At 55.9% G+C, this 16,143-nt stretch carries 12 protein-coding genes; 6 read left to right on the top strand and 6 right to left on the bottom strand.

Annotation, left to right across the window (positions count from 1 at the left end):
• Positions 1–42 precede the first annotated feature (42 nt).
• The 4 genes from ybiB to pcaB all read right to left on the bottom strand — a co-directional run bounded on the left by ybiB (position 43) and on the right by pcaB (position 6,204).
• Complete coding sequence (gene ybiB / locus QNN88_RS17380) at positions 43–1,011, bottom strand: DNA-binding protein YbiB (RefSeq protein WP_414241315.1); 969 nt, start codon at positions 1,009–1,011, stop codon at positions 43–45.
• 26 nt (positions 1,012–1,037) lie between these two features.
• Positions 1,038–3,188 carry an ATP-dependent DNA helicase DinG gene (dinG, locus tag QNN88_RS17375; protein WP_414241314.1) on the bottom strand — a complete coding sequence of 717 codons (2,151 nt, stop codon included), beginning with the start codon at positions 3,186–3,188 and terminating at the stop codon, positions 1,038–1,040.
• Between the two features lie 208 nt (positions 3,189–3,396).
• Positions 3,397–4,818, bottom strand: coding sequence for a DASS family sodium-coupled anion symporter (locus QNN88_RS17370; protein WP_414241313.1), 1,422 nt, complete (start codon positions 4,816–4,818; stop codon positions 3,397–3,399).
• A 33-nt stretch (positions 4,819–4,851) separates the two neighbouring features.
• On the bottom strand, positions 4,852–6,204 hold the full coding sequence (gene pcaB, locus QNN88_RS17365) for a 3-carboxy-cis,cis-muconate cycloisomerase (protein WP_414241312.1): 1,353 nt from the start codon (positions 6,202–6,204) through the stop codon (positions 4,852–4,854).
• Between the two features lie 202 nt (positions 6,205–6,406).
• On the opposite strand from pcaB, the gene QNN88_RS17360 reads away from it, so the two are divergent.
• A complete protein-coding gene (locus QNN88_RS17360; RefSeq protein ID WP_414241311.1) occupies positions 6,407–7,141 on the top strand; it encodes a GntR family transcriptional regulator in 735 nt (244 codons plus the stop codon).
• A gap of 623 nt (positions 7,142–7,764) precedes the next feature.
• Here QNN88_RS17360 and rhlE read toward each other — a convergent pair.
• Positions 7,765–9,126, bottom strand: a complete 1,362-nt coding sequence (gene rhlE / locus QNN88_RS17355; protein WP_044327529.1) for an ATP-dependent RNA helicase RhlE — start codon at positions 9,124–9,126, stop codon at positions 7,765–7,767.
• Positions 9,127–9,357: 231 nt separating this feature from the next.
• Here rhlE and cecR point away from each other — a divergent pair, with 231 nt between their 5' ends.
• From cecR to QNN88_RS17330, 5 genes are all read left to right on the top strand, one after another.
• Complete coding sequence (gene cecR / locus QNN88_RS17350) at positions 9,358–10,032, top strand: transcriptional regulator CecR (RefSeq protein WP_414241310.1); 675 nt, start codon at positions 9,358–9,360, stop codon at positions 10,030–10,032.
• Positions 10,032–11,027 (top strand): secretion protein HlyD, encoded by a 996-nt coding sequence (gene hlyD / locus QNN88_RS17345; protein ID WP_414241309.1) that lies wholly within the window; start codon positions 10,032–10,034, stop codon positions 11,025–11,027. Before cecR ends, hlyD begins: the two co-directional genes overlap by 1 nt.
• A complete protein-coding gene (locus QNN88_RS17340; protein WP_414241308.1) occupies positions 11,020–12,756 on the top strand; it encodes an ATP-binding cassette domain-containing protein in 1,737 nt (578 codons plus the stop codon). The genes hlyD and QNN88_RS17340 overlap by 8 nt, the downstream gene beginning before the upstream one ends.
• Positions 12,749–13,882 carry an ABC transporter permease gene (locus QNN88_RS17335; protein ID WP_414241307.1) on the top strand — a complete coding sequence of 378 codons (1,134 nt, stop codon included), beginning with the start codon at positions 12,749–12,751 and terminating at the stop codon, positions 13,880–13,882. The genes QNN88_RS17340 and QNN88_RS17335 overlap by 8 nt, the downstream gene beginning before the upstream one ends.
• A gap of 759 nt (positions 13,883–14,641) precedes the next feature.
• On the top strand, positions 14,642–15,748 hold the full coding sequence (locus QNN88_RS17330) for an ABC transporter permease (RefSeq protein WP_414241306.1): 1,107 nt from the start codon (positions 14,642–14,644) through the stop codon (positions 15,746–15,748).
• On the opposite strand, the gene QNN88_RS17325 is transcribed toward QNN88_RS17330, so the two are convergent.
• Complete coding sequence (locus tag QNN88_RS17325) at positions 15,710–16,120, bottom strand: YbhQ family protein (protein WP_042320461.1); 411 nt, start codon at positions 16,118–16,120, stop codon at positions 15,710–15,712. The two genes, QNN88_RS17330 and QNN88_RS17325, sit on opposite strands and share 39 nt — an antisense overlap.
• Positions 16,121–16,143: the final 23 nt, after the last annotated feature.

The raw sequence follows: 16,143 nt of genomic DNA, 5'->3' as shown, positions 1-16,143 counted from the left end.
TTTGCCCGTCCGCCACTGGACGGGCTTTTTTTATCTGCCGCGCTAAAAACTGTCGTTTACTCGCGCCAGTCCTTCCTCGAGCGTCGCCACTTCTGCCGTTGCCACCAGGCAACAGGCCATCTGGATTTTCAACGATGCGGGTACTGGCTCACTTCCCGCCAGGCAGCGTTCGATCCAGCGCGCGGTCGTCTCAGGATCTTTTGCCGCGGGCAGCGGTACAGGTTCGTCTGGCATGTCACTTTGCCGGTTCTGTAACACCCGGGAACCGTTGCTATCAATCAGGCTAATTTGCGGACAGCGTTGCGGATTGGCGTAAACCTCACCTTCTGTGCCGTGCATCAGCAGCCCACGCCCGCCAATATCACTGAAGAATTTTGCCACGCGTGGCACATATTCCGGATGCGAAACGCTGGCAAGTCGCAGCGCGGCGTCCTCGGCAAACGGCGTCGCCAGCTTCGCCAGCGTATGCGCGCTGTTGCGCACGCCCAGTCGCCAGCGCATAGCCAACTGTTTTTCCAGCGGTGGGCAAAGCGTACTCACCGGAATAAAGACCGGTTGATGTCCATCCAGTTTCGCCTGTGCCTGTCCGGCATGACGCGTCGGCGCAATTCCCATCAGCTCAAAAATGGTTTCCGTCAGCACGCGGGTCGGGTCTTCACTCACGCCATGCACGACTACCGGAAAACCCAGTTTGTGCAATAAAATCGCCAGCAGCGGCGTCAGGTTCGCCTGCTTGCGCGCGCCGTTATAGCTGGGGATAACGATCGGCATCGGCTTCGCAACTGGCGGGGTCAGCTTGATGGAATGGTTTTGCATCGCCTCATAAAAGCCCTGCATTTCGGCTTCGCCTTCCCCTTTGATGCGCAGCGCTATTAGCACTGCGCCCAGCTCCAGTTCCGGCACGTCGCCGTTGAGCATGTGGGTATAAAGGCCTCGTGCGGTATCCAGGTCCAGATCGCGGGCGTGGTTTTTCCCCCGTCCGATCTCTTTAATGATTTTGTGGTAATCCATCGAAAACTCCTTGCCTCACACTCACGTTATTTACGCCGACGGCGCACGGGTTTCATTTTTTCTTTCGCTTTGACGATAACGTCAGGCACTGCGGGTTGCTCTATCGGGAAAACAGGTAATGCATTCAGTAAACGCTGGCCGTAATTTTTGGTCAACAACCGTTTGTCATAAATCACCACTTCCCCCCAGCAGCCGTGGCTACGGATCAATCTCCCCACCTGCTGAATGAGATTAAACGACGCCGCGGGCAGGCTCTGCACTTCGAAGGGATAACGATTAAGACTTTTGAGCCACTCGCCTTCGGTGATCACCACCGGGCTGTCGATGGGGGGAAAAGCGATTTTGTGAATATGCACCTGGCTGAGCAACTCGCCTTTCAGATCCAGCCCCTCAGCGAACGATTGCAGCCCCACCAGCACGCTACGCTCGCCGTTCTCCACCCGTTTACGATGCAGTTCCACCAGCCGGTAGCGTGGTTGATCGCCCTGCACCAGCAGCAATAAACGCAGATCGGCGACGTGTTCAAGAAAGCGCTGCATCGCCCTTCCGCTGGCAAACAGCACCAGCATGCCGGCGTGTTTTTTACTTTCCAACTGTTCACGGAAATAAGCCGCCATTTCCGCAATATGCTGCTCTTCGTTGTCGATTAGCGGTTCATAGCGCATCTGCGGAATAATAATTTTACCCTGTTCGATATGGTTAAATGGCGAATCGAGCGCGACGAAGCGGTCTCCGGCTTTTTCCTTCAGGCCGCTCATCTCCTGCAGACGCGAAAAGCTATTAAGCGAACGCAGCGTGGCGGAGGTGACGATAATATGCGGCACACTGCGCCAGAGTAACCGCTCCAGTTGATCGCTCACGCGGATCCCCACACAGTGAAACCAGATATGGGGCTGCCCGTCGCGCATGTCTCGCGTCGTCCATTTCGACACCGGTGCGCCGGATGACTGGGCTAGCGAGGCCAGTCGCCACAGTTTGCTTTGCGCTTCAAACATTCCCAGCGCACGGTTCATCTGCAATATAGCCCGGTGCAGGCGCACCACATCATAACTGCCGGTTTTTTCGCTGAGATCGTTTAAAAACAGCTCCGCCAGGCCGCGTAGCATTTCAGTAAGCTTCGCCAGACGCTGACAAATCTCCATCACTTCATCCGGCAGTTCCCCCATCGCGAAGCGATGTTCTGCATCCTGCCCGGCTGGCATATACAGACTGAGAATGTTATTGAGTGATGCGATCAGTTCATACAGCTCTTCGCAAAGGGCGTTCAGACGCTCCGGATTCGCCAGCGGCGGCGTGGTCTTTGGGCGAAACTGCTCCATACAGGTCGCCACCAGTTTGCTGAACAGATCCAGTTGCAGGCGATACCAGGGAGCGGTAATTTCCGCACTCATTTCCAGCGCATCGCGGGCGACATCCGGCAGATGATGGCCTTCATCCAGCACCAGCAGCAGATTTTTCGGATCCGGCAACACCGCTTCGCTTTCCATCGCCGCCATTACCAGCGCATGGTTGGCGACCACCACTTCCGCTTCCTGAATCTCACGACGCGCCACAAAAAACGGGCACTCGCGGTAGTAGTGGCAGTTGCGGTTCAGGCAACTGGCTTTATCGGTACTCAATCGTCGCCAGAGATCGTCATCAATGGCAATATCCGTATGATCGCGCAAGCCGTCCCACTTGTAGCTGTCGAGATCGCCTTTTAGCTTTGCGCAGCGCTTTTGTTCTTCCTGGTTGTTCGGTGTGAGTTCATCGTCAAGGAATGCGAGCAGATCCTGCTGCGTCGGTTCGGTACTGGCCAGCGCCGTCAGATTTCGCGGGCACACATAGCGCCCGCGGCCAAACGCGGCGGTAAAGCGAAGATCGGGAATAATTTTGCGCAATAATGGCAGGTCTTTACTGTAGATCTGATCCTGCAACGCCACGTTGGCGGTACTGACCACCAGCGTTTTTTGCTCTTCCCGGGCAATCGCAATGCCGGGAATGAGATAGGACAGGGTTTTCCCCACACCGGTAGGCGCCTCAATCGCCAGATGACGCCCTTCTTCTCCGGTCAGCGTTTTCGCGACATCGGCAATCATCTGCCGCTGCGGCGCACGGGGGATGAAGTCGGGGATCTGTTCCTGAAGCGCCTTATACCAGGCGGCGATTTGCGCTTTGAGCGCAGCGGTTAATGCCATGAGAAAACCTGAAACACTGTATAAACAGCCACTATTGTGGCACATTTCAGGTCCGGAACGTATCTTTTTTGCCGCTTCTGGGAAGCGCTTCGCAATGCCGGGACGAATCGCCGGATGGCGGCTTACGCCTTATCCAGCCTACAGTAATACACAATCTTATGTTCGTAGGCCGGATAAGCGCAGCGCCATCAGGCAACCGCGCTGTGACTTAATAGTAACCCAGCAGCTTCCACCACAGCATGCCAACCGCGAAAATGATAATGACGTTGAAGGTCACCACGCACAGGTTGATTCGGTAAAACCGTGGTCGCTCGAAATAACCTTGCGCAAAATAGATAGGGCCGGGTCCACCACCGTACTCGGTGTTCCCCCACATCAGGTTACTGAAGATACCGAAGCAGATGGCTACCATCATCGGCGGCGCGCCTGCGGCAATCGCTGTGGCGGCAAACGGCGCGTACAGCGCGGCAACGTGCCCCGTGGCAGTAGCAAACAGGTAGTGGACGTAGATATATAAGACACCGAGCACGATGAAAGCTTCCATCGCACCGAATCCCTGAATCCCGCTGCCCAGCTTCACCGTCATCCATTTGATGAACCCCAGATCCGCCAGCCCCGTCGCCAGACTGATAATGACGCTGAACCAGATCACCGTGTCCCACGCGGCATGGTCATTGAGGAGACTTTTCCAACTGACGGCCCCGGTTGCAAACAAATAGGCGGCCAGACCCAGCCCGACCGACGTCGCAGAGATCCCGGTAATCAGACTGGTTCCCCAGCCGAGAAGTGCCAGTACAAACCCCACGGCCACTTTTTTCTCATTACTGCTCATATCGCCCAGTTCGCTCAGCGACTGTTTACCCATCGCTTTGGCTTCCGGTGTGTGCTTGAGTTCCGGATCCAGCAGCTTATAGACCAACAGCGGCATCAGGCAAAAACAGACCATCGCCGGAACAACCGCGGAAATAAACCAGCCGCCCCAGGTGATTTCCAGACCCAGCGTGGATTTTGCCAGACTTGCCACCAGCGGGTTCGCCGCCATCCCCGTTAAAAATATCGCCCCGGTGATCGGCGTGAACTGAAAGCAGACCATCGTTAAGAAATCACCAATCCGCTTGCCGGTTGCACCGGGCGCCGAGCCGAGTACATCATTGATTGAGCGGGCAATAGGGAAAATAATCCCGCCAGAACGCGCCGTCACCGACGGCATCGCCGGAGCCATAATCAGGTCGGAAACGCCGAGTGAATAGGCAATTCCCAGGCTGCTTCCGCCAAACAGAGACAACATTTTATAAGCAATACGTTTCCCGAGTCCTGAAGTCACAAACCCCAGTGAGAGCACGTAGGCACAGAAAATCAGCCACACCGTACCCGAAGCAAAGCCCGAGAGTGCCTTCGCCTCAGTCAATGTATTGCTAAAGATCACCACGCAAAGCGCAATCAGCATGACCGCCCCCGAAGGGAGCGGCTGAGTCAGGATTGCCGCAATGGTGGCGGCAAAAATCGCAAACATGTGCCAGGCCGCCGGCGTTAACCCTTCAGGAACGGGAATAAACCAGATGACGGCACCGATTACCAGCGGGATCAGAAATGAGAGAAATTTCCTTCCCGCGACAGAATTCGTAGACATAGCCCTATCCTTATTGCGTTAGCACAATCATGTTCATTTCCGTGACTGATATTTGGCCAGCACCTGATCGACCATTTCAGGCGCCATTCCCAGATAATTTGCCGGGTCGGTCAGTTGGTTAATCAGTTGCGGATCCAGTCGTTGTGCCACTGTCGGCATAGCATTCAACACGTCCGCCAGATGACCGCCCTTCTCGTTGACGATACGACAGGCGTCATAGACGACATCATGGGCATCCTGGCGGCCGATATACGGGGCCAGCCCCATCATCACCGCTTCTGCCACAATCAGGCCGTTGGTCATCCCGAGATTGCGCAGCATTGCCGCTTCATCGACCTCCAGGCCGGCCAGCATGAAGTTGGCCTGATGCAGCGCCCCAGCGCTCAGGACGAAACTTTCCGGGATCGCAATCCATTCCGCATGCCACGGTCCGGTAGCGCGTTCCAGATCCTGAACCATGGCATCCAGCATCAGTCCGGCCTGTTGACGAACGCCTTTCGCGCAGGCCAGCATCAGTTCGCTGGAGATAGGGTTGCGTTTTTGCGGCATCGTGCTGCTCGCACCGCGCCCTTTTACGAACGGTTCATACAGCTCGCCAAACTCATTCGACGCCATCAGCATCACGTCATAAGCAATCTTCCCTAGCGAGCCGGTGATAACCGCCAGCAGGTTCACCGCCTCGGCGAAGCCGTCGCGCGCTACGTGCCATGTGGAGGTCGGGACGTTAAGACCTAACTCTTCCATCAATGCTTTTTGTACCGACAATCCTTTATCACCCAGCGATGCCAGCGTTCCGGCGGCCCCGGCAAATTCGCCGACCAGCACGCGCGGACGCGCCTGTTGCAGCCGCTCTGCGTGGCGTTCAAACATGTCCAGCCAGATGGCGGCTTTATAGCCAAACGTCACCGGCAGCGCCTGCTGTAAATGGGTGCGACCGGCCATCGGTGTATTACGATAGCGTTTTGCCAGGTCAGCCAGCGTCGCACGCAACCGGTTCATGTCCGCCTCGATCAGTTCAAAAGCATCACGGATTTGCAGTACCACCGCCGTGTCCATGATGTCCTGCGTTGTCGCTCCCCAGTGCACATAGCCGCCAGACTCTCCGGCCTGCTTTGAAATCTGATGCACAAGCGGCAGGATCGGATAACCGACGATTTCCGTCTCATGGCGCAGCAAATCGAAATCCAGCGTATTGGCAGTGCATTTTTCGGCGATTTCTTTGGCTGCCGCTTTCGGGATCACGCCACAGCGGGCCTGCGCTTTGGCGAGCGCCACCTCCACTTCGACATATTTGCGAATGAGCTCGTAGTCATCAAACACGGCGCGCATTGCGGGTGTGCCAAAAGAATCTCTAAATAAAACAGAATCCATTACATTCGAAGCCATAAATCCCCCGGTTTAATCTGATAATGATAAGATGAGCGTTCGGCCCGGTTTACGACGCAACCGGGACAACAACAATGTACGAACATACCTAAATGTCCGTACATTTAAAATGTACGGACATTTATAATAATCAAGACGAATCCAGGGAATAGCCCGTACTCTTTTTTGTGACTGTGATCATTAATTATTTGACGAAACTGCGATGAAAGAATCTCTGTACAAGCGGATAGCCCGTGAACTGGCCCAACAAATCTCGACGGGGACTTATCCGCCCGGTTCACTGTTCCCAACGGAAATGGAACTGTGTGAAATCTGGCAGGTGAGCCGTCACACCATGCGCGAAGCGTTGCGGGAATTAACGGAACAGGGGCTGATTTCGCGGCGTAAAGGCGCGGGTACGCGCGTATGTGAGCCGCCAGCAAGCGGGGTTAACCATCCGCTGTCGCATCTGGAAGATTTATTGCTGCTGGCGAAAAACAATCTGCGGGTGATTAAGAAGATCGATGAGATTGTGGCGGATATTGAGCTTTCTCAGCTGATAGATTGTCCGCCTGGTTCACGCTGGCTACATATCGCCAGTATTCGCGAGGATGCGCAAAACCCGGACGCCCCCATTTGCTGGACGGACAGCTACGCCAGCACGGATTACGCCAGGCTGCGCACGTTTATCCGTGACGATCCGCACTCACTAATCAGCGATCTGATCGAAACGCACTACGGGATTAAAAGTCACGAAGTGCATCAGACGATCACCGCGGTGGGTGTACCGAAGAAAATTGCGAAGATACTGAATGTCGAGCCCGATTCGCCGGGGATGCGGATCGTGCGACGCTACCGGGATCGTGACGGAAAAGTGTTCGAGACCACGATTTCAATTCATCCGGCGGGACGGTATACCTGTTCTATTGTGTTGAAATCACAGAATTCAGGGGAGTGAGGGGGCGTATACGCTTTGAGAAGCATATGCCCCTGTGGGACGAGTACCGTTCACCTCATGTTCGCAGCCAATCTGGTACACCAGTACCTGTGAACGGGTTAAGGAGGCTCGTCGCCGCCTCCTTAACAATCCTGGCTCCCGGCTGGAAAATTGTCGCTTCGCGAATTATTCGCCCCATCCATGGGGCTCACCCCTTCGGGGCCAGCACAAGTGCTGTTCAAAATTGCTCCCGGCAATTTTCAGCCGGACCTATCCATACCTGACCATCTCCACGGTTTGCTTTTTTTTACAGCGAAGTGAATTTAGCTGAAAAGCAGAGAATTGAAGCGATGGCATTGGTCCGGCGTGAAAATCGATGAGGCGTTGGCGGCTGACCGGGGCCGCCCGCAGGGAAGCGGGCGGAGGGAACGGCCTGCATGGATGCAAGCTCGACCACGACCCGACAGGCAGACGGCATAAGACGAATGAACCACGAAGTGGCGATTTTCCTTGCCGGGAGCCAGGGTTGCAAGGGAGGCGGCGGTGAGCCTCCCTTGCACGTTCACGTGTACTGCGGTTTCAGAGAATCACTGAATACAAAGTGAACGTAACATTTCTCAGAGTATCAGGCCTTCCTGACCCCCTTACTGCACGGGTGTAATTCTGCGCGGACGGCGCGGCGGACGCGGCTTTTCGCCAGCCGGTTTGCCTTCTGCGCTGCGGGGTTTGCCCTTCGACGCACCACCGTCCTGACGACGCGGCTGCTGAGCACGACCTGCGCCCTGCCCTTGTCCCTGACCACGGCCCCGGCCGCCGCCGCCACTACGCTGCTGGCGACCATTCTGGATCGGCTCAGCTTTGATCGAGGGATCCGGCTCATAGCCCGGCGTGGTAATACGCGGGATCTCTTTTTTCAGCAGCTTTTCAATGTCACGCAGCAGTTTGTGTTCATCAACACAGACCAGCGACAGCGCTTCACCGGTAGCGGCTGCCCGTCCGGTACGACCGATACGGTGCACATAATCTTCCGGAACGTTCGGCAACTCGTAGTTCACCACGTGCGGCAGTTCTTCGATATCCAGACCACGCGCCGCAATATCCGTTGCCACCAGCACGCGGATATCGCCTGATTTAAAATCCGCCAGCGCACGGGTACGCGCCCCCTGGCTCTTATTACCGTGGATCGCTGCGCTGCGGATACCGTCTTTGTTGAGCTGTTCCGCCAGGTGATTGGCGCCGTGTTTGGTGCGGGTAAAGACCAGCACTTGCTGCCAGTTGCCCTGACCGATCATCTGCGACAACAGTTCGCGCTTGCGTTTCTTATCGACAAAATGGACGTGCTGCGTGACCTGCTCTGACGCCGTGTTACGACGCGCGACTTCAATTTCCAGCGGGTTATGCAACAGCTTTTCAGCCAGCGCTTTGATCTCATCAGAGAACGTCGCGGAAAACAGCAGGTTCTGACGTTTCGCCGGCAGTTTTGCTAACACGCGGCGAATATCGTGAATAAAGCCCATATCCAGCATACGGTCCGCTTCATCCAGCACCAGAATTTCAATCTGATCCAGCTTCACCGCGTTCTGGTGTTCCAGGTCCAGCAAGCGGCCCGGCGTTGCCACCAGCACATCGACGCCACCGCGCAGTTTCATCATCTGCGGGTTAATGCTCACACCGCCAAAAACCACCAGCGAACGGATGTTCAGATACTTGCTGTAATCACGGACGTTTTCACCAATCTGCGCCGCCAGCTCACGCGTCGGCGTCAGGATCAGGGCACGCACCGGGCGACGCCCTTTGCCATGCGGCTGTTTGGTAATAAGGTGCTGTAACAGCGGCAGCGTAAAGCCCGCCGTTTTACCCGTACCGGTCTGCGCACTCGCCATCAGGTCGCGACCTTCCAGCACGGCGGGGATCGCCTGTTGCTGAATAGGGGTAGGTTCACGGTAACCCTGCTCGGCAATGGCACGCAGAATATCAGGGTTCAAACCCAGGGAATCAAAAGACATAACTACTCCGGACCGCCCCGACCGTTCCCGGTGTCGTTTTCAGGGAGATGCATACAATTTGGGAATGACAAAAACCACAATGTCATGAAGGGGCGGAGTGTAGCAGTTTTTGTGACGTACCGCATAAATTATCCCTGTTACCGGCACAGACAAAATAATCCACCTGACTGGACAAGGATGATTTTCAGTCATAATCTTAATCAATCGATTGATTAAGAATTGGGTCGCGTGATGAATACACCCACCATGACAACGAAAGGGGAACAGGCGAAAAGCCAGTTGATTGCCGCCGCGCTGGCGCAGTTTGGCGAGTACGGTCTGCATGCCACCACCCGCGACATTGCCGCACAGGCCGGACAAAATATTGCCGCCATTACCTACTATTTTGGCTCAAAAGAGGATTTATACCTCGCCTGCGCCCAATGGATTGCCGATTTTATTGGCGAACAATTTCGTCCTCACGCGGAAGAAGCCGAACGGTTGTTTGCCCAGGGAAATCCCGACCGCGCCGCGATGCGCGAGCTGATTCTGCGCGCCTGCAAAAACATGATCATGCTGTTGACCCAGGATGACACCGTTAATCTGAGCAAATTTATCTCGCGTGAACAGCTCTCCCCTACCGCGGCGTATCAACGGGTGCACGAGCAGGTTATTGAGCCGCTGCACAGTCATCTGACCCGTCTTATCGCCGCCTATACTGGCTGTGATGCCAACGACACGCGGATGATTTTGCACACACATGCCCTGCTGGGCGAAGTGCTGGCATTCCGTCTCGGTAAAGAAACGATTCTGTTACGCACCGGCTGGTCGCAGTTTGATGAAGACAAAACGGCGCTGATTACGCAAACCGTGACCTGTCATATCGATCTTATCCTGCAAGGTTTATCGCAAAGGAGTCTGGACTGATGAAAAAACCTGTCGTTATTGGGCTGGTGATTGCGGCATTGCTCGCCGTGATTGCGGGTGGCACATGGTGGTATCAAAGCCGGCAGGATAACGGACTGACGCTCTACGGCAACGTGGACATCCGTACCGTTAACCTTAGCTTTCGCGTCGGTGGCCGACTCGCGTCGCTGGCAGTGGATGAAGGCGATGCCATTAAAGCGGGACAGGAGCTGGGCAAGCTGGATAACGCCCCTTATGAAAACGCCCTGATGCAGGCAAAAGCCGGTGTTTCCGTCGCAAAGGCCCAGTACGATTTGATGCTGGCGGGCTATCGTCAGGAAGAAATTGCCCAGGCGGCGGCGGCAGTGAAACAGGCGCAGGCCGCCTATGATTACGCACAGAATTTCTACAACCGTCAGCAGGGATTGTGGAAAAGCCGCACCATTTCCGCCAACGATCTGGAAAACGCCCGCTCGTCCCGCGACCAGTCGCTGGCCACGTTGAAATCGGCCCAGGACAAACTCACTCAGTACCGTTCCGGGAATCGCGAACAGGACATCGCCCAGGCGAAAGCCAGCCTTGAACAGGCGCAGGCGCAACTGGCGCAGGCTGAGCTGGATCTCCATGACACTACGCTTTTCTCGCCTTCAAACGGCACGCTATTAACCCGTGCAGTCGAACCGGGCAGCATGCTCAACGCAGGGGGCACCGTGCTGACGCTTTCTCTCACCCGACCAGTCTGGGTGCGCGCCTACGTCGATGAGCGCAACCTTTCCCAGGCGCAGCCGGGACGTGAGATCCTGCTTTATACCGACGGACGCCCCGATAAGCCTTACCACGGTAAAATCGGCTTTGTCTCCCCGACTGCGGAATTTACCCCAAAAACGGTAGAGACGCCGGACCTGCGTACCGATCTGGTTTATCGCCTGCGTATTGTGGTCACCGATGCCGACGACGCCCTGCGTCAGGGCATGCCGGTGACAGTGAAATTCGGCAACGAGGCCGGACATGAATGACGCCGTCATTACGCTGAGCGCGCTGACGAAGCGTTTCGCGGGCATGGATAAACCGGCGGTCGCTCCGCTCGACTGTACGATTCACGCCGGATATGTGACCGGGCTGGTGGGGCCGGACGGCGCCGGAAAAACCACGCTGATGCGCATGCTGGCAGGGTTGTTGAAGCCGGATGGCGGCAGCGCGACGGTGATTGGCTATGATCCTGTCAAAAACGACAGCGCGCTGCATGCTGTGCTTGGTTACATGCCGCAAAAATTCGGCCTGTATGAAGATCTCACGGTGATGGAGAACCTCAATCTGTACGCGGATTTGCGCAGCGTTACGGGTGAGGTGCGGGAAAAAACCTTTGCCCGCCTGCTGGAATTTACCTCACTGGGGCCGTTTACCGGTCGTCTGGCGGGAAAACTGTCCGGCGGAATGAAACAGAAGCTGGGGCTGGCCTGTACGCTGGTCGGTGAACCCAGAGTCCTGCTGCTGGATGAACCCGGCGTCGGCGTTGACCCTATCTCACGGCGTGAATTATGGCAAATGGTGCACGAACTGGCCGGTGACGGAATGTTGATCCTGTGGAGCACCTCGTATCTCGATGAAGCCGAACAGTGTCGGGACGTGCTGCTGATGAACGAAGGCGAACTGCTGTATCAGGGAGAGCCGACCCAACTGACGCAAACCATGGCGGGACGCAGTTTTTTGATGCACAGCCCGCAGGAAAATAACCGGAAACTGCTTCAGAGGGCGTTAAAACTGCCGCAGGTGAGCGACGGCATGATCCAGGGGAGATCGGTGCGTCTGATCCTGAAAAAAGAGGCGACCGCAGAGGATATTCGTCACGGTGAGGACATGCCGGCGATCGACATCAGCGAGACTGCGCCACGCTTCGAAGACGCGTTTATCGATCTGCTGGGCGGTGCCGCCACGTCGGAATCCCCGCTGGGCGCGATTCTGCACACCGTTGAAGGGACGCCGGGCGAAACGGTGATTGAAGCGAAAGCGCTGACCAAAAAATTCGGCGATTTCGCCGCCACCGATCACGTTGATTTCGCCGTCCAGCGCGGAGAAATTTTTGGCCTTCTGGGTCCTAACGGCGCGGGGAAATCGACCACCTTTAAGATGATGTGCGGTCTGTTGGTGCCGACTTCCGGCAAAGCGCTGGTGCTGGATATGGACCTGAAAGTCAGTTCAGGCAAAGCGCGTCAGCATCTGGGCTATATGGCGCAAAAATTCTCGCTCTACGGCAATCTGACCGTAGAGCAGAACCTGCGTTTCTTTTCCGGCGTATATGGCCTGCGGGGACGTGCGCAGGACGAAAAAATTGCCCGCATGAGCGACGCGTTTGGCCTGAAAAGCATCGCCTCGCATGCGACCGACGAACTGCCGCTGGGCTTTAAGCAGCGTCTGGCACTGGCCTGTTCGCTGATGCACGAGCCGGACATTTTGTTTCTCGACGAACCGACGTCCGGCGTTGATCCCCTCACCCGCCGCGAATTCTGGTTGCATATCAACAGCATGGTGGAAAAAGGCGTCACTGTGATGGTGACAACCCACTTTATGGATGAGGCGGAATACTGCGACCGTATCGGCCTGGTCTATCGCGGAAAGCTGATTGCCAGCGGCACGCCGGACGATCTGAAAGCAAAGGCAGCCGATGATGACACGCCGGATCCGACCATGGAACAGGCCTTTATCCGGTTGATTAACGACTGGGATAAGGAGCATACCAATGCCTAATCGCTTTCTTTCATGGCGTCGCGTGCGGGCGCTGTGCGTCAAAGAGACGCGACAGATCGTCCGCGATCCCAGTAGCTGGCTGATCGCCGTGGTGATCCCTCTGCTGCTGCTGTTTATTTTTGGCTACGGCATTAACCTTGACTCCAGCAAGCTGCGGGTGGGTATCCTGCTCGAGCAACAAAGCGAAGAGGCGCTGGACTTCACCCATGCAATGACCGGTTCGCCGTACATCGACGCCACCATCAGCGATAACCGCCAGGCGCTGATTGAAAAGATGCAGGCCGGGCGCATTCGCGGTCTGGTAGTGATTCCGGTCGATTTCGCCCAGCAGATGGCGCGCGCCAACGACACCGCCCCCATTCAGGTCATCACCGACGGCAGTGAACCCAATACCGCCAACTTCGTGCAGGGCTATGTGGAAGGGATCTGGCAAATCTGGCAGATGCAGCGAGCGGAAGATCGCGGGGAAACGTTTGAACCTCTGATTGAGGTGCAAACCCGCTACTGGTTTAACCCGGCGGCCATCAGCCAGCATTTTATTATCCCGGGCGCGGTGACCATCATCATGACGGTGATCGGCGCGATCCTCACCTCGCTGGTGGTGGCGCGTGAATGGGAGCGCGGAACGATGGAGGCGCTGCTCTCCACGGAGGTCACACGCGTTGAACTGCTGCTGTGCAAGCTCATCCCCTACTACTTCCTCGGCATGCTGGCGATGCTGCTGTGTATGCTGGTGTCGGTGTTTATTCTCGGCGTGCCGTATCGCGGTTCACTGCTGGTGCTGTTTTTGATTACCAGCCTGTTTTTGCTCAGCACGCTGGGGATGGGACTTCTGATCTCCACCATCACCCGCAATCAGTTTAACGCCGCCCAGGTGGCGCTTAACGCTGCTTTTTTGCCGTCGATTATGCTGTCAGGTTTTATTTTTCAGATAGACAGTATGCCTGCGGTGATCCGCGCCGTGACCTATATTATTCCGGCGCGCTATTTCGTCAGCACCCTGCAAAGCCTGTTCCTTGCCGGCAATATTCCGGTGGTACTGGTGGTCAACGTGCTGTTTTTGGTAGCCTCAGCGGTGATGTTTATTGGCCTGACATGGATAAAAACCAAACGTCGGCTGGATTGAGTTAACAAACGGCAGTGTGCCTGATGGCGCTGCGCTTATCAGGCCTACGGGATATTGCTGTAATCAACAGTGTGCAGGCCGGATAAGGCGTTTACGCCGTCATCCGGCATCGGCTGCCTGATGGCGCTGCGCTTATCAGGCCTACGGGATATTGATGTAATCAACAGCCTGTAGGCCGGATAAGGCGTTTACGCCGTCATCCGGCACCGGCTGCCTGATGGCGCTGCGCTTATCAGGCCTACGGGATAATGCTGTAATCAACGCCGTGTAGGACGGATAAGGCGTTTACGCCGTCATCCGGCATCGGCTGCCTGATGGCGCTGCGCTTATCAGGCCTACGGGATATTGCTGTAATCAACGCCGTGTAGGCCGGATAAGGCGTTTACGCCGTCATCCGGCACCGGCTGCCTGATGGCGCTGCGCTTATCAGGCCTACGGGATATTGCTGTAATCAACAGCGTGTAGGCCGGATAAGGCGTTTACGCCGTCATCCGGCACCGACTGCCTGATGGCGCTGCGCTTATCAGGCCTACGGGATATTGCTGTAACCAACAGCGTGTAGGCCGGATAAGGCATTTACGCCGTCATCCGGCACCGACTGCCTGATGGCGCTGCGCTTATCAGGCCTACGGGATATTGCTGTAATCAACAGCGTGCAGGCCGGATAAGGCGTTTACGCCGTCATCCGGCACCGACTGCCTGATGGCGCTGCGCTAATCAGGCCTACGGGGTGCTTCATCGGGTTATAAGGGCAAAATTATGTTTCATCGTTTATGGACGTTAATCCGCAAAGAATTGCAGTCGCTACTGCGCGAGCCGCAGACCCGTGCGATTTTAATTTTGCCGGTGCTGATTCAGGTGATCCTGTTTCCCTTCGCCGCAACGCTGGAAGTGACCAACGCCACTATCGCCATTTATAACGAAGACAACGGCAAGCATTCGGTTGAACTGACCCAGCGCTTCGCCCGGGCCAGCGCGTTTACCCATGTTCTGCTGCTGAAAAGCCCACAGGAAATCCAGCCCACGATTGATACGCAAAAAGCGCTGCTGCTGGTGCGTTTTCCGGCGGACTTCTCGCGCAACCTGGATACCTTTCAGTCTGCGCCCATGCAGTTAATTCTCGACGGACGTAACTCGAACAGCGCGCAGATCGCCGCCAACTATCTCCAGCAGGTAGTGAAGAACTATCAGCAGGAATTAATGGAGGGCAAACCGAAACCCAACAACAGCGAGCTGGTGGTGCGCAACTGGTACAACCCGAACCTCGACTACAAATGGTTTGTGGTGCCGTCGCTGATCGCGATGATTACCACTATCGGCGTGATGATCGTCACTTCACTCTCGGTTGCGCGTGAGCGTGAACAGGGTACGCTGGATCAACTGCTGGTCTCCCCACTCACCACCTGGCAAATCTTCATCGGCAAAGCGGTTCCCGCGCTGATTGTGGCGACCTTTCAGGCCACCATCGTCCTGGCGATCGGCATCTGGGCGTATGAAATCCCGTTTGCCGGATCGCTGGCGTTGTTTTACTTCACCATGGTGATTTACGGCTTGTCGCTGGTAGGCTTTGGGCTGCTGATTTCATCCCTTTGCTCCACGCAGCAGCAGGCGTTTATCGGCGTATTCGTCTTTATGATGCCGGCGATTTTACTCTCGGGATACGTCTCTCCGGTCGAGAATATGCCGGTCTGGTTGCAGAACCTGACGTGGATTAACCCGATTCGTCACTTTACGGATATCACCAAGCAAATCTATTTGAAGGATGCGAGCTTGCAGATTGTCTGGGGAAGTTTGTGGCCGCTACTGGTGATCGCGGCCACGACAGGATCAGCGGCGTATGCGATGTTTAGACGCAAAATCATGTAGCTTTTTGTCTTTCGCCAACAGCGACACCACTGCGGGTCCGGCCAGGATGGCGAGTCCCGCTAACGCCAGCAGGACGTTGTTTTGTAAAACCCGGGACAACAGCCACAGCACGATCAGCGCCGCGCCGAAATACCAGGTGGTGGTGAGTTCTTCCAGCACGTCCGCGACTTCACGCCAGCGCTGTTCATGATGACGCTGTAACGCCAGCATCAGTAATACGGTCACGCCATACACTACGCATAATCCCAGGCCGACGTGCACCAAAGTGCCGCTCATCCAGCCCATGACCAACAACGCCACGACCAGTAAATGCAACATAATCTGCCAGCAACTTAACCCCGTTGCGACACGAACACGTTGTTGCCACCTCATGGCTTTTCTCCTGAAGGATTTCT

This window comes from Citrobacter sp. ANG330, assembly GCF_047467925.1.
Taxonomy (GTDB): domain Bacteria; phylum Pseudomonadota; class Gammaproteobacteria; order Enterobacterales; family Enterobacteriaceae; genus Citrobacter_A; species Citrobacter_A amalonaticus_G.
This window is presented reverse-complemented; position numbering and strand designations above follow the sequence as displayed.

Excerpts from the sequence above, each read along its gene's own strand:
- cecR (WP_414241310.1), top strand. The coding sequence starts at position 9,358 with ATGAATACACCCACCATGACAACGAAAGGGGAACAGGCGAAAAGCCAG.
- QNN88_RS17340 (WP_414241308.1), top strand. The coding sequence starts at position 11,020 with ATGAATGACGCCGTCATTACGCTGAGCGCGCTGACGAAGCGTTTCGCG.
- dinG (WP_414241314.1), bottom strand. The coding sequence starts at position 3,188 with ATGGCATTAACCGCTGCGCTCAAAGCGCAAATCGCCGCCTGGTATAAG.
- QNN88_RS17325 (WP_042320461.1), bottom strand. The coding sequence starts at position 16,120 with ATGAGGTGGCAACAACGTGTTCGTGTCGCAACGGGGTTAAGTTGCTGG.
- pcaB (WP_414241312.1), bottom strand. The coding sequence starts at position 6,204 with ATGGCTTCGAATGTAATGGATTCTGTTTTATTTAGAGATTCTTTTGGC.
- QNN88_RS17370 (WP_414241313.1), bottom strand. The coding sequence starts at position 4,818 with ATGTCTACGAATTCTGTCGCGGGAAGGAAATTTCTCTCATTTCTGATC.
- QNN88_RS17335 (WP_414241307.1), top strand. The coding sequence starts at position 12,749 with ATGCCTAATCGCTTTCTTTCATGGCGTCGCGTGCGGGCGCTGTGCGTC.
- rhlE (WP_044327529.1), bottom strand. The coding sequence starts at position 9,126 with ATGTCTTTTGATTCCCTGGGTTTGAACCCTGATATTCTGCGTGCCATT.
- ybiB (WP_414241315.1), bottom strand. The coding sequence starts at position 1,011 with ATGGATTACCACAAAATCATTAAAGAGATCGGACGGGGGAAAAACCAC.
- QNN88_RS17330 (WP_414241306.1), top strand. The coding sequence starts at position 14,642 with ATGTTTCATCGTTTATGGACGTTAATCCGCAAAGAATTGCAGTCGCTA.
- QNN88_RS17360 (WP_414241311.1), top strand. The coding sequence starts at position 6,407 with ATGAAAGAATCTCTGTACAAGCGGATAGCCCGTGAACTGGCCCAACAA.
- hlyD (WP_414241309.1), top strand. The coding sequence starts at position 10,032 with ATGAAAAAACCTGTCGTTATTGGGCTGGTGATTGCGGCATTGCTCGCC.